The sequence below is a fragment of the Mycobacterium sp. NTMscope_MAC_12 genome, assembly GCF_976985675.1.
In genome coordinates, this window is sequence record NZ_CDRJYY010000001.1 from 965,960 (window position 1) to 979,692 (window position 13,733).

The window sequence follows — 13,733 nt, forward strand, 5'->3', positions numbered from 1 at the left end:
CTGTGCCCCGTGACGAAAAGCCGGTCGGTGTAGCGGTACTCGGGTTGGGCAACGTCGGAAGCGAAGTTGTCCGAATCATCGAGGACAGCGCCGATGACCTCGCGGCTCGTGTCGGTGCGCCCCTAGTGCTGCGCGGCGTTGGAGTGCGCCGCGTCGCCGACGACCGCGGCGTTCCCGCCGAGCTGCTCACCGACGACATCGAAGGGCTCGCCGCACGCGACGACGTCGACATCGTCGTGGAGCTCATGGGGCCGGTCGAGCCATCTCGCAAGGCCATCCTGTGCGCCCTCGAGCACGGCAAATCGGTCGTCACGGCGAACAAGGCGCTGCTGTCCGTCTCCACCGGCGAGTTGGCGCAGGCGGCCGAAAGCGCGCATGTCGACTTGTATTTCGAAGCCGCGGTCGCGGGCGCCATTCCCGTCATCCGGCCGCTCACCCAGTCGCTGGCCGGCGACACGGTGTTGCGGGTCGCCGGCATCGTCAACGGCACCACGAACTACATCTTGTCCGCGATGGACAGCACCGGCGCCGACTACGACACAGCGCTGGCCGAAGCCAGCGCGCTGGGCTACGCCGAGGCCGACCCCACCGCCGACGTCGAGGGCTACGACGCCGCCGCCAAGGCCGCGATCCTGGCGTCCATCGCCTTCCACACCCGCGTGACCGCCGACGACGTCTATCGCGAAGGCATCACCAAAGTCACTCCGGCCGACTTCGAATCCGCCCGGGCGTTGGGCTGCACCATCAAGCTGCTGTCCATCTGCGAGCGCATCGCGGGCGACGATGGCCAGGAACGGGTTTCGGCCCGCGTCTATCCGGCGCTGGTGCCGTTGGCGCATCCGCTGGCCTCGGTCAGCGGCGCATTCAACGCGGTCGTGGTCGAGGCCAAGGCCTCCGGAAGGCTGATGTTCTACGGCCAGGGCGCCGGCGGTGCGCCGACCGCGTCCGCGGTAGCCGGTGACTTGGTGATGGCCGCGCGCAACCGGGTGCTGGGCAGCCGCGGACCCAGGGAATCCAAATACGCCCAACTCCCCGTGGCCCCAATGGGTCTCATCTCCACGCGCTACTACGTCAGCATGAACGTGGCGGACAAGCCCGGTGTGCTGTCCTCGGTGGCAGCCGAATTCGCCAAGCGCGAGGTCAGCATCGCCGAGGTGCGGCAGGAGGGGGTCGCGGACGAAGGCGGACGACGGGTGGGGGCCCGGATCGTCGTGGTCACCCACCGCGCCACGGACGCCGCGCTGTCCGAAACCGTCGACGCCCTCGCCGATCTCGATGCCGTGCAGAACGTGGCAAGCGTGCTGCGACTGGAAGGGACCACCCTATGAGCGCGCCGCGCACCGCCGTCCATCAGCCGTGGCCCGGCCTCATCGAGGCCTACCGGGACCGGTTGCCGGTGGGCGACGACTGGACCCCGGTCACCCTGCTCGAGGGTGGCACCCCGCTGATCGCGGCGACCCGCCTGTCGGAAAAGACCGGCTGCAGCGTTCATCTCAAGGTCGAGGGCCTCAATCCCACCGGCTCTTTCAAAGACCGGGGCATGACGATGGCGGTCACCGATGCGGTGGCACGCGGCCAGCAGGCCGTGTTGTGCGCCTCGACCGGCAACACCTCGGCGTCGGCGGCGGCGTATGCGGCCCGCGCCGGGATCACCTGCGCGGTGCTGATCCCGCAGGGCAAGATCGCGATGGGCAAGCTGGCGCAGGCGGTCATGCACGGCGCCAAGATCATCCAGATCGACGGCAACTTCGACGACTGTCTGGAACTGGCCCGCAAGATGGCCGCCGACTTTCCGACGATCTCGTTGGTCAATTCGGTCAATCCGGTGCGCATCGAGGGCCAGAAGACGGCCGCGTTCGAGATCGTCGACGCGCTGGGCGTCGCGCCGGACGTGCACGCCCTTCCCGTCGGCAACGCGGGAAACATCACCGCGTACTGGAAGGGCTACACCGAATATCACCACGAGGGCCTGATCGAAAAGCTGCCGCGCATGCTGGGCACCCAGGCGGCCGGCGCCGCCCCCCTGGTGAACGGTGCGCCGGTCAAAAACCCGGAAACGATTGCGACCGCAATCCGCATCGGCGCCCCCGCATCGTGGACCGCCGCGGTCGACGCGCAGCAGCAATCCAACGGCCGCTTCCTGGCGGCCGCCGACGAGGAGATCCTGGCCGCCTACCACCTGGTGGCCGAATCCGAAGGTGTCTTCGTCGAACCCGCCTCGGCGGCCAGCATCGCCGGTCTGCTCAAGGCCGTTGACGACGGCTGGGTGGCTCGCGGGTCGACGGTCGTGTGCACGGTGACGGGCAATGGCCTCAAGGATCCCGATACGGCACTGCGGGATATGCCCACCGTGACTGCGCTGCCGGTCGATCCGGTCCTGGTGGTCGAAAAGCTGGGGCTGGCCTAGTGACGATCGCAAGCGCGGCGGAGCCGGGCGCAGCGGGTCGGCACGCATTGGGATCGGTTGAAGCTTGCGCGACGAAGGGCTGTTGGTGACCTCGACGCTGCCCGCCGGGCTGGTGGCCACCGCCGTGGTTTCGGCGTCCAGCGCTAACCTCGGCCCGGGCTTTGACAGCATCGGTCTGGCCTTGAGTCTCTGCGACGAAATCACCGTGGAGACAACACCTTCCGGCTTGTCGGTTACGGTCGAGGGTGAAGGCGCCGGCCAGCTACCGGCGGGTCCCGACCATCTGGTGGTGCGCGCTCTCGAGCGCGGCCTGCAAGCCGTCGGGGTCCGCGCTCCCGGCCTCGCGGTGCGCTGCCGCAACGCCATCCCGCACTCCCGCGGCCTGGGCTCGTCCGCGGCGGCGGTGGTCGGCGGCCTTGCGGCCGCGAATGGCCTTGTCGCGCAGACGGATTGGGACCCGCTCGACGATACTCAGCTGATTCAGCTGTCCTCGGAATTCGAGGGTCATCCCGACAACGCGGCGGCCGCTGTGCTGGGCGGGGCAATCGTGTCGTGGGTTGACCGCAGCGGTGATCACCCTCGGTACGCGGCGGTGCCGCTGCGGCTGCACCCCGAAATCCACCTGTACTGCGCCGTTCCCGAGGACCGCTCCCTGACCGCGGAGACCCGCGTGCTGCTGCCGGCGCAGGTCAGCCATGACGAGGCACGCTTCAACGTCAGCCGCACCGCGTTGCTGGTGGTCGCACTCACCGAACGCCCCGACTTGCTCATGGCGGCCACCGAGGATGTGCTCCACCAGCCGCAGCGCGCGCCGGCCATGCCCGCCTCGGCGGAATATTTGCGTCTGTTGCGGCGTTATGACGTGGCAGCGACGCTATCCGGGGCTGGTCCATCGCTCATCGCGATGACCACGGCGGCGGAGTTGCCCTCGGAGGTGGTGCAGTACGGCGCCACCAACGGATTTGCCCTCTTCAAGATGGCCGCCGGCGAACGAGTTCGCTGGAGTCCGGGAGTCGCCGTCGCGGGTTGATCAACAGCGTGGCCGGAGGGTTTGCTTGCTTCCAGCAGGGATGGGGGCTATCCTCGGAGCCGTCCAGCAATCGCAGCATCTGCATCTGCATCCATACTGCCTTGCCGCTAGGACAACACCAATTCTTCTCGTGGACGAGGTTCGCCGTTTACTCCGCCGATCCAGGCGATCACCGTTGCAGAGTCGATGATTGGGCGCACTCGGCAATTTGGCTGAATGCAACGAACCCCCCTATGACGTGATCAGCGGGGGAAGAAAGGAACTCCGTGACTGATACGGACCTGTTCACGGCTGGCGAAAACACTGACGCCAATCAACTGTCTAATGCCGTGACCACCACCGACACTCCCGACGCGAAGACGAACGCTCCGGCCGGTGCCTTGTCCACCATGGTGCTGCCCGAGCTACGCGCGCTGGCCAACCAGGTCGGCGTCAAGGGGACGTCGGGCATGCGTAAGAACGAACTGATCGCCGCGATCAAGGAAGTCAGGGGACAGGCCAACGGCGCTCCCGCCAACGGCACGAAGTCCGCTGAGGACAGCGGTAAGTCGGACATCAAAGTCAACGACGCCAAAGACAACAAGGACGACAGCGGCGCTGAAGCACCGCCGGCCAAGGAAAGCCAGAACGGTGCCACCACCGAGGCGCCCCGCCGCGAACGACGCGGCGCGTCCCGCGACGCCGGATCGGCCGCCCGCGGCAACGACGACGCCGATCGCGAGCGCACCGCCAGCCGAGAGGGCGGCGAGACCGACGGCCGCGAGCAAGGCAAGCAAGACAAAGACACCCAGAGCGAAGACCGCGGCCAGGGCGGCGGCAACGAGGATCAACAGAACTCCGGCGGCCAGCAGGGGCGCGGTGGGTCGAACCAGCAGGACGACGACGGCGAAGGACGTGGGGGCCGGCGGGGACGCCGCTTCCGCGACCGCCGGCGCCGGGGCGAGCGATCCGGCGAGGGCGGCGATGCCGAACTGCGCGACGACGACGTCGTTCAGCCCGTAGCCGGCATTCTTGACGTCCTCGACAATTACGCCTTCGTGCGGACGTCCGGTTACCTGGCCGGTCCGCATGACGTCTACGTGTCGATGAACATGGTGCGCAAGAACGGCCTGCGCCGCGGTGACGCCGTCACCGGCGCGGTGCGCGTGCCGAAGGAAGGCGAGCAGCCCAACCAGCGCCAGAAGTTCAACCCGCTGGTGCGCCTGGACAGCGTCAACGGTGGCTCGGTCGAGGACGCCAAGAAGCGGCCCGATTTCTCCAAGCTGACGCCGCTGTACCCCAACCAGCGGCTTCGTCTGGAAACCACGCCCGACCGGCTGACCACTCGGGTCATCGACCTGATCATGCCGATCGGGAAGGGCCAGCGTGCGCTGATCGTGTCGCCGCCCAAGGCGGGTAAGACGACGATCCTGCAGGACATCGCGAACGCGATCACCAGGAACAACCCGGAATGCCACCTCATGGTCGTGCTCGTCGACGAGCGGCCCGAGGAGGTCACCGACATGCAGCGTTCGGTCAAGGGTGAGGTCATCTCCTCGACCTTTGACCGGCCGCCGTCCGATCACACCCAGGCCGCGGAGCTGGCCATCGAGCGGGCCAAGCGGCTCGTCGAGCAGGGCAAGGACGTCGTCGTGCTGCTGGACTCGATCACCCGCCTCGGGCGCGCCTACAACAACGCGTCGCCGGCGTCGGGCCGCATCCTGTCCGGTGGTGTCGACTCCACCGCGCTGTACCCGCCCAAGCGCTTCCTGGGGGCCGCGCGCAACATCGAGGGGGGCGGCTCGCTGACCATAATCGCCACCGCGATGGTCGAGACCGGGTCCACCGGTGACACGGTCATCTTCGAGGAGTTCAAGGGCACCGGTAACGCCGAGCTCAAGCTGGACCGCAAGATCTCCGAACGGCGGGTCTTCCCGGCGGTCGACGTGAACCCCTCCGGTACCCGCAAGGACGAACTGCTGCTGTCGCCGGACGAGTTCGGCATCGTGCACAAGCTGCGCCGTGTGCTGTCGGGCCTGGATTCCCACCAGGCCATCGACCTGTTGATGTCGCAGCTGCGCAAGACGAAGACCAACTACGAGTTCCTGGTTCAGGTGTCCAAGACGACGCCTGGGATGGACAACGACTAGCCCGGTCGGAGAGACCTGAGCGCACCCGGGAATGCGCGGGCGCGGCTCGCTGTTTGGGATGATGGCGGTTGACCTGGCATAATCGGGGCTCGATTATCCGCCAACCGCATGAGGTTCGGAGTTCACGCCTGACCGTCTGATTCCTGGACGGGGGCGGGCGACAAACGATCGAAGAGGACACCATGAAAGCTGACATTCACCCCGCTTACGCGGAGACCACGGTGCTCTGCGGGTGCGGTAACACGTTCCAGACCCGCAGCACCAAAGAGGGCGGTCACATCACCGTCGAGGTCTGCTCGCAGTGCCACCCCTTCTACACCGGCAAGCAGAAGATTCTGGACAGCGGTGGCCGGGTCGCGCGCTTCGAGAAGCGCTACGGAAAGCGCAGCACCGGAGCTGCTGCCGACAAATAGCTCGGTTTCCGACGCCCGAACTGTGCGTGCAGTCGCACAGGCCGGGCGTCGGTTTGCGTTTGCGGCAGTGACGGGCGACAGCGAGGCAGGAGGTGTGGCATGACGAAGCCGGTACAGACCATTGACGTGCTGCTGGCCGAGCACGCCGACCTCGAGCAACGGCTGGCCGACCCCGAACTGCACAGCAACCCCGACGAGGCCCGCAAGGCCGGACGCCGGTTCGCGCGGCTGGCCCCGATCGTCGGCACCTACCGCAAGCTGATGGCCGCCCGCGAGGACCTCGAGGCCGCACGCGAGCTGGCCGCCGACGACGATTCGTTCGCCGCCGAGGCGGCCGACCTGGAATCCCGGGTGGCCGAGTTGGACACTGCGCTCACCGACATGTTGGCCCCGCGCGACCCGCACGACGCCGACGACATCGTGCTCGAGGTCAAATCCGGGGAGGGTGGTGAAGAGTCGGCGCTGTTCGCCGCCGACCTGGCCCGGATGTACATTCGCTACGCCGAGCGGCACGGCTGGACCGTCACCGTGCTCGACGAAACCACCTCGGACCTCGGCGGTTACAAGGACGCGACGCTGTCCATCGCCAGCAAGGGTGATTCGGCGGACGGGGTCTGGTCGCGGATGAAGTTCGAGGGCGGGGTGCACCGCGTGCAACGCGTCCCGGTGACGGAATCCCAAGGCCGCGTTCATACTTCGGCGGCGGGTGTGCTCGTGTACCCCGAACCCGAAGAAGTCGGCGAGGTGCAGATCGACGAGTCGGACCTGCGCATCGATGTCTATCGCTCTTCGGGGAAGGGCGGCCAGGGTGTCAACACGACCGACTCCGCGGTGCGAATCACGCATCTGCCCACCGGAATCGTGGTGACCTGTCAGAACGAGCGCTCCCAGTTACAGAACAAGGCGCGGGCGCTGCAGGTGCTGGCGGCTCGCCTGCAGTCATTGGCCGAAGAGCAGGCGCTGGCCGATGCGTCGGCGGACCGGGCCAGCCAGATCCGCACGGTGGACCGCAGCGAGCGCATCCGCACCTACAACTTCCCGGAGAACCGGATCGCCGACCACCGCATCAACTTCAAGTCACACAATCTCGATCAAGTGCTCGACGGCGACTTGGACGCGTTGTTCGACGCCCTGGCCGCGGCCGACAAGCAAAGCCGGCTGCAACAAGCATGACGTCCCCGCGATGCAGAGGGAAGCGCTGAGGATGATTCAGCTCAGTCTGCGGCGCGCGATCGACGATGCGGCGGCCATCCTCGCCGACGCGGGAATCGATTCTGCGCGTTGGGATGCCGAGCAGCTGGCCGCGCACCTGGCGGGCGTCGACCGCGGTCGCCTGGCCGTGCTGGAATCGCCCGGCGAGAACTTTTTCGGGCGGTACCGCGACGCCGTGGCCGCCCGGTCGCGACGTGTGCCGCTGCAGCATCTGCTGGGGACGGCGGCGTTCGGGCCGGTGCTGCTGCGCGTCGGCCCTGGCGTATTCATACCCCGACCCGAAACCGAGGCGCTGCTGGAATGGGCTGGCGCGCAACAACTGACGCCACGGCCGGTGATCGTCGACCTGTGCACCGGGTCCGGCGCCTTGGCGGTGGCGCTGGCCCACCACCGGCCGGGGGCGCGCATCATCGCCATCGATGTCTCCGACGCCGCTCTCGAGTACGCGCGCCGCAACACCGAGGGCACCGCGATCGAGGTCGTGCGGGCCGACATCACCGAGCCCGGCGTGCTCCCGGAACTGGACGGTCAGGTCGACTTGGTCGTGGCCAACCCGCCCTATGTTCCCGACGGCGCCGTGCTGGATCCTGAAGTCGCCCAGCATGATCCCCACCAAGCGGTGTTCGGCGGGCCGGACGGTCTGGCGGTGATCGCTCCGATCGTCGGCCTCGCCGGCCGCTGGCTGCGCGCCGGAGGGCTGATCGGCGTCGAGCATGACGACACCACCTCGCGGGAGACGGTGGAATTGTTCGAGCGCACGGGGCTTTTCGAGGACGTCCGGGCGCGGCATGATCTGACCGGCCGGCCACGCTTCGTGACGGCCCGCAAGAAGTCGGCCGTTGGGACGAGTGGCGCCGATGACGCGCGTCGCGACGATGCAGAGCGCAGCGATGAGGAGGAGTGGCGCTAATGACAGACGTTTTTGACTGCGCCGATCCCGAACAGCGCGCACTCGGAATCGCCGCGGCGGCGGGAGCTCTCAAGGGCGGGCGACTCGTGGTCATGCCGACCGACACCGTGTACGGCATCGGCGCCGACGCCTTCAACAGCGCCGCGGTCTCGGCGCTGCTCTCGGCAAAGGGACGGGGCCGTGACATGCCGGTGGGCGTGTTGGTCGGCTCCTGGCACACCATCGAGGGACTCGTCTACACCATGCCGGACGGCGCCCGCGATCTGATCCGCGCGTTCTGGCCGGGCGCACTCAGCCTGGTCGTGACCCAGGCGCCGTCGTTGCAGTGGGATCTCGGCGACGCCCGCGGCACCGTGATGCTGCGGATGCCGCTGCACCCGGTCGCCATCGAGCTCCTGCGTGAGGTGGGGCCGCTGGCGGTGTCCAGTGCCAACATCTCGGGCCGTTCGGCCGCCGTGGACGCCGGCGAGGCGCGCAGCCAGCTCGGCGATCTTGTCGACGTATACCTGGAAGCGGGCCCGTCCGAGCAGGGCGCCGCCTCCACGATCGTGGATCTGACCGGCGCCGCGCCGCGCATCCTGCGGCCGGGCCCGGTGAGCGCCGAGCGCATCGCCGAGGTGCTCGGCATCGATCCGGAAACCCTGACCGCCCAGGCCTGACTGGAGCGGTTGTCGAGCTCCCAGGTTGGTGCACTACGGTCTCGTTGGTGTCCAGCGATGTGACCAACCTTGCCGGTGGTTTGCTCGCCCTTTCTGATCGCGGCGCCGGTGTTCCGCTGCGCGAGCTGGCGCTGGTGGGATTGACCGCGGCGATCATCACCTATTTCGCCACCGGACCGGTCCGCGTGCTGGCGACCCGGCTGGGCGCCGTCGCCTATCCGCGGGAACGCGACGTTCATGTGACGCCCACCCCGCGCATGGGCGGGCTGGCGATGTTCCTCGGCGTCGTCACCGCCGTGTTCCTGGCCTCCCAGCTTCCGGCGCTCACCCGCGGGTTCGTCTACTCCACCGGCATGCCCGCGGTCCTGGTGGCCGGCGCGGTCATCCTGGGGATCGGGCTGATCGACGACCGTTGGGGTCTGGATGCCCTGACCAAGTTCGCCGGCCAGATCACCGCGGCCAGCGTGCTGGTCACCATGGGCGTGGCCTGGAGCGTCCTGTACATCCCCATGGGCGGGGTCGGCACCATCGTGCTCGACCAGGCCTCGTCGATCCTGCTGACACTGGCGCTGACCGTATCGGTGGTCAACGCGATGAACTTCGTCGACGGGCTCGACGGGCTGGCCGCCGGGCTGGGCCTCATCACCGCGCTGGCGATCTGCATGTTCTCGGTCGGGCTGCTCCGCGACCACGGCGGCGACGTCCTGTTCTATCCGCCGGCGGTGATCTCGGTGGTGCTCGCCGGGGCGTGTCTGGGCTTTCTCCCACACAACTTTCATCGCGCCAAGATCTTCATGGGCGACTCCGGCTCGATGCTGATCGGCCTGATGCTCGCCGCCGCGTCCACGACGGCGGCCGGCCCCGTTTCGCAGAACGCCTACGGCGCCCGCGACGTGTTTGCCCTGCTGTCACCCTTCCTGCTGGTGGCGGCGGTGATCTTCGTGCCGATGCTCGATCTGCTGCTGGCGATCGTGCGTCGCACCCGCGCGGGCCGCAGCGCGTTCAGCCCCGACAAGATGCACCTGCATCACCGGTTGCTGCAGATCGGCCATTCGCACCGCCGCGTGGTGTTGCTGATCTATCTGTGGGTCGGCATCGTCGCGTTCGGCGCGGCGAGCACGATCTTTTTCCGCCCCCGCGACACCGCCGCGGTCATGCTGGGCGCCATCGTGGTCGCCGGTGTCGCCACGGCGATCCCGCTTTTGCGGCGGCGCGACGAGTACTACGACGAGGAGTAGTAGTAGGGGCCTGTTGTGTGGTACGGTCCAGGTAGAACCCCAAAAAGCCGCACAGGCAACCGGCCCCTCGGAGGCTAATCCGATCGGGCTGGTTCAAGACCGGCCTCGGGAGATACCCCTTGGGTGATTCAACTGTGACGTGCGATACGCTCGGCGGGCCACCGATCAGTCGGTCGAGGGGTTCCCGTATCACCAACCTGGGATTGAGGTGCTGCAGTGACGACACCAGCGCAGGACGCGCCGTTGGTGTTTCCCTCTGTTGCTTTCCGTCCGGTTCGGCTCTTCGCGATCAGCATTGCCATCACGGCGGTGGCGGTGCTCGCCGCCGGATTGTCCGGTCACCTGATGGTCGGCGTCTTCTTCGGGATCGGGCTGCTGCTGGGTTTGCTCAACGCGGTACTGGTGCGCCGCTCCGTTGAGTCGATCACCGCGAAGGACCACCCGCTGAAAAGGTCGTTGGCCGTCAACTCGGCGTCACGGCTGGCCATCATCACCATCGTCGGGCTGATCATTGCCTACGTCTTCCGGCCTGCCGGCCTGGGCGTGGTGTTCGGGCTGGCGCTGTTCCAGATCCTCTTGGTGGCATCGACGGCGCTGCCGGTGTGGAAGAAGCTGCGCGCCGGCGACTGGGCGGAATCCGCGGACGGTGCCGGAAGCAACGCAGGAACGGAAGGTACGGAAGGAAGGAACACCACCGATGCCTGAGACGACGTTCCTGGCCGAAGGCGCGATCGAGGTCGGCGAACACAGCCACGCCACCTGGCTCGGCATGACCGTCAACACCGACACCATCCTGTCGACGGGGATCGCCGCGCTGATCGTGCTCGCGCTGGCCTTCTTCCTACGGGCGAAGATCACCTCGACCGGCGTCCCGAGCGGCGTGCAGTTGTTCTGGGAGGCCATCACGGTCCAGATGCGCGATCAGATCGAGGCCGCGGTGGGCATGCGCATCGCGCCGTTCGTGTTGCCGCTCGCGGTCACCATCTTTGTGTTCATCCTGATCTCCAACTGGCTGTCGGTGCTCCCGCTGCAATACACCGACGCCGCCGGGCACACCACCGAGTTGCTGAAGTCGGCGGCGGCGGACATCAATTACGTTCTGGCGCTGGCCCTTTTCGTCTTTGTCTGTTACCACGTGGCCGGCATCTGGCGCCGCGGCGTCGTCGGACACCCGCTCGCCGTGCTCAAAGGCCACGTGGCGTTCCTGGCGCCGATCAACGTCGTCGAGGAGTTGGCCAAGCCAATCTCGTTGTCACTCCGACTTTTCGGCAACATCTTCGCCGGCGGCATCCTGGTCGCGCTGATCGCGCTGTTCCCGCCGTACATCATGTGGGCGCCCAACGCGATCTGGAAAGCCTTCGACCTGTTCGTCGGGGCGATCCAGGCCTTCATCTTCTCGATTCTGACCATCTTGTACTTCAGTCAAGCCATGGAGATCGAGGATCACCATGACTAAAGCCAGCATGAATTGTTTTGTCCCACGCACCATTACAGAGGCCTGGTAGACCCCTACCAGATATCAAGGAGGATAAGAATGGCTCTGGACCCCCAAGTCGCTGCCGCTGCACTCATCGGCGGTGGACTCATCATGGGCGGCGGCGCGATCGGTGCCGGTATCGGTGACGGTATCGCCGGCAACGCGCTGGTTTCCGGGATCGCCCGGCAGCCCGAGGCGCAAGGCCGGCTGTTTACGCCGTTCTTCATCACCGTCGGTCTGGTTGAGGCGGCCTACTTCATCAACCTGGCCTTCATGGCGCTGTTCGTCTTCGCCACGCCCGTCGGCACCTAGTTCGCTGTGATGGGTGACGCGAGCCTGAGCGTTCTGGCGTCCAGCCAGGTGGTGGCAGAGGGAGGCAACAACTTCCTCGTTCCCAACGGCACCTTCTTCTTCGTGCTGGCCATCTTCCTGATCGTGCTGGCCGTCATCGGCACGTTCGTCGTGCCGCCGGTCATGAAGGTGTTGCGCGAGCGCGACGCCATGGTCGCCAAGACGGCCGCCGACACCAAGAAGGCGGCCGAGCAGTTCGAAGCCGCCCAGGCCGATTACGAAGAAGCCATGACCGAAGCCCGAGTGCAGGCGTCGTCGTTGCGCGACAACGCGCGCGCCGAGGGCCGTAAGGTCTTGGAAGACGCGCGCGCCCGGGCCGAGCAAGAGGTGTCCTCGACGTTGCAGCTGGCCGCCCAGCAATTGAAGCGGGAAAGGGACGCCGTGGAACTGGATTTGCGTGCCAACGTGGCGTCCATGGCGGCGACGTTGGCCAGCCGAATCCTCGGCGTCGATGTCGCCCCCGCCGCAGCGACCACATCCGCAACCAAGACATCCGGACGGTAATCACGTATGTCGACTTTCATCGGCCAGTTGGTGGGCTTTGCGGCCATCGTGTTCCTGGTGGTGCGTTATGTCGTGCCGCCGGTGCGTCGCTTGATGGCCGCGCGGCAAGCCGCGGTGCGCCAACAATTGAAGGACGCGGCCGCGGCGAGCGATCGGTTGACCGAGTCGACCACCGCGCACAGCAAGGCCGTGGAGGACGCCAAGGCCGAGTCGAAACGCGTTGTCGAAGAGGCGGAGTCGGACTCCAAGCGCATCACCGAACAGTTGGGGAACCAGGCCGGCGTCGAGGCGGAACGCATCAAGTCGCAGGGCGGCCGCCAGGTCGACCTGCTGCGCACCCAGCTGAGCCGTCAGCTCCGCTTGGAGCTCGGTCACGAAGCGGTGCGCCAGGCGGGCGAGCTGGTGCGTAACTTCGTCGCCGACGCCGCACAGCAATCGGCCACGGTGGATCGATTCCTCGACGACCTCGACGCGATGGCGCCCGCCTCGGCCGAGGTCCAGTATCCGCTGATGACCAAGATGCGCTCGTCGAGCCGCGTCGCGCTGACCAACCTGCAGGAGCGGTTCAGCACCCTCGCCAAAGACCTTGACAACAAGGGGCTTTCCACCCTGTCCGGTGAACTCGTCGCCGTGGCCCAGACGCTGGATCGCGAAATCGTTGTCACGCGGTATCTCACCGTGCCCGCCGAGGATGGGGCGCCCAGAGCCCGATTGATCGAGCGGTTGCTCGCCGGCAAGGTCGGCGACCCGACCCTCGACGTTCTGCGCGCTGCCGTATCGGAGCGTTGGTCGGCCAACTCCGACCTCATCGACGCCCTCGAGCACGTGTCGCGGCAGGCGCTGCTCGAAGTTGCCGAACGTGAGGACAAAGTCGACGACGTCGAGGAACAGCTGTTCCGGTTCTCCCGCATCCTGGACGCGCAACCGCGACTGGCCATCCTGCTGGGCGACTACGCCGTTCCGGTGGAAGGCCGAGTTGCGCTGCTGCGCAAGGTGCTCGACAGCGCGAGCGCCAGGGTCCAGCCGATCGTGGCCGCACTGCTGACCCAGACGATCGAGTTGCTCAGGGGCCAGCCCGCCGAGGAGGCCGTCCGGTTCCTCGCCGAGGTTGCGGTGGCGCGTCGCGGCGAAGTCGTTGCGCACGTCAGCGCGGCAGCCGAACTGAGTGACGCCCAGCGCACCCGCCTCACCGACGTGCTCGGTCGCATCTACGGTCATCCGGTCGCGGTGCAGCTGCAGGTCGACAGCGAACTGCTGGGCGGACTGCTCATCTCCGTGGCTGACGAAGTGATCGACGGGACGCTCGCGTCCCGTCTGACCGCGGCCGAGGCGCAGTTGCCCGACTGACCACCTGACCAATCACAAACCATTCCGACACAAGCGTTACGAAGATCAAGTAGGAA

At 67.1% G+C, this 13,733-nt stretch carries 14 protein-coding genes; all 14 read left to right on the forward strand.

The window, feature by feature from the left end; genetic code table 11:
- The first annotated feature begins 2 nt into the window (after positions 1-2).
- The 14 genes from AC0KS4_RS04650 (at position 3) to AC0KS4_RS04715 (ending at position 13,677) form a co-directional block, all read left to right on the forward strand.
- Positions 3-1,328 carry a homoserine dehydrogenase gene (locus tag AC0KS4_RS04650; protein WP_238958060.1) on the forward strand — a complete coding sequence of 442 codons (1,326 nt, stop codon included), beginning with the start codon at positions 3-5 and terminating at the stop codon, positions 1,326-1,328.
- A complete protein-coding gene (gene thrC, locus AC0KS4_RS04655; RefSeq protein WP_238958059.1) occupies positions 1,325-2,407 on the forward strand; it encodes a threonine synthase in 1,083 nt (360 codons plus the stop codon). Before AC0KS4_RS04650 ends, thrC begins: the two co-directional genes overlap by 4 nt.
- Positions 2,408-2,489: 82 nt before the next feature.
- Positions 2,490-3,437 carry a homoserine kinase gene (thrB, locus tag AC0KS4_RS04660; RefSeq protein WP_425326385.1) on the forward strand — a complete coding sequence of 316 codons (948 nt, stop codon included), beginning with the start codon at positions 2,490-2,492 and terminating at the stop codon, positions 3,435-3,437.
- A gap of 266 nt (positions 3,438-3,703) precedes the next feature.
- Positions 3,704-5,566 carry a transcription termination factor Rho gene (gene rho / locus AC0KS4_RS04665; RefSeq protein ID WP_238958058.1) on the forward strand — a complete coding sequence of 621 codons (1,863 nt, stop codon included), beginning with the start codon at positions 3,704-3,706 and terminating at the stop codon, positions 5,564-5,566.
- Between the two features lie 182 nt (positions 5,567-5,748).
- Entirely contained in the window at positions 5,749-5,979 is a 231-nt protein-coding gene (rpmE, locus tag AC0KS4_RS04670) for a 50S ribosomal protein L31 (protein ID WP_225326719.1), read from the forward strand.
- Positions 5,980-6,078: 99 nt separating this feature from the next.
- Positions 6,079-7,152: a peptide chain release factor 1 gene (prfA, locus tag AC0KS4_RS04675; RefSeq protein WP_225326718.1), complete on the forward strand. Its 1,074-nt coding sequence runs from the start codon at positions 6,079-6,081 to the stop codon at positions 7,150-7,152.
- Positions 7,153-7,186: 34 nt separating this feature from the next.
- Positions 7,187-8,101 (forward strand): peptide chain release factor N(5)-glutamine methyltransferase, encoded by a 915-nt coding sequence (prmC, locus tag AC0KS4_RS04680; RefSeq protein ID WP_425326384.1) that lies wholly within the window; start codon positions 7,187-7,189, stop codon positions 8,099-8,101.
- Positions 8,101-8,760 carry an L-threonylcarbamoyladenylate synthase gene (locus AC0KS4_RS04685; protein ID WP_225326716.1) on the forward strand — a complete coding sequence of 220 codons (660 nt, stop codon included), beginning with the start codon at positions 8,101-8,103 and terminating at the stop codon, positions 8,758-8,760. The genes prmC and AC0KS4_RS04685 overlap by 1 nt, the downstream gene beginning before the upstream one ends.
- Positions 8,761-8,804: 44 nt before the next feature.
- Positions 8,805-9,998 carry a glycosyltransferase family 4 protein gene (rfe, locus tag AC0KS4_RS04690; protein ID WP_225326715.1) on the forward strand — a complete coding sequence of 398 codons (1,194 nt, stop codon included), beginning with the start codon at positions 8,805-8,807 and terminating at the stop codon, positions 9,996-9,998.
- A gap of 216 nt (positions 9,999-10,214) precedes the next feature.
- Complete coding sequence (locus tag AC0KS4_RS04695; protein ID WP_238958056.1) at positions 10,215-10,703, forward strand: ATP synthase subunit I; 489 nt, start codon at positions 10,215-10,217, stop codon at positions 10,701-10,703.
- Positions 10,696-11,454, forward strand: coding sequence for a F0F1 ATP synthase subunit A (gene atpB / locus AC0KS4_RS04700; RefSeq protein WP_238958055.1), 759 nt, complete (start codon positions 10,696-10,698; stop codon positions 11,452-11,454). The genes AC0KS4_RS04695 and atpB overlap by 8 nt, the downstream gene beginning before the upstream one ends.
- An 84-nt stretch (positions 11,455-11,538) precedes the next feature.
- On the forward strand, positions 11,539-11,787 hold the full coding sequence (locus AC0KS4_RS04705; RefSeq protein ID WP_024636915.1) for a F0F1 ATP synthase subunit C: 249 nt from the start codon (positions 11,539-11,541) through the stop codon (positions 11,785-11,787).
- Between the two features lie 9 nt (positions 11,788-11,796).
- Complete coding sequence (locus AC0KS4_RS04710) at positions 11,797-12,330, forward strand: F0F1 ATP synthase subunit B (RefSeq protein ID WP_225326712.1); 534 nt, start codon at positions 11,797-11,799, stop codon at positions 12,328-12,330.
- 6 nt (positions 12,331-12,336) lie between these two features.
- Positions 12,337-13,677 carry a F0F1 ATP synthase subunit B/delta gene (locus tag AC0KS4_RS04715; protein ID WP_238958054.1) on the forward strand — a complete coding sequence of 447 codons (1,341 nt, stop codon included), beginning with the start codon at positions 12,337-12,339 and terminating at the stop codon, positions 13,675-13,677.
- Positions 13,678-13,733: the final 56 nt, after the last annotated feature.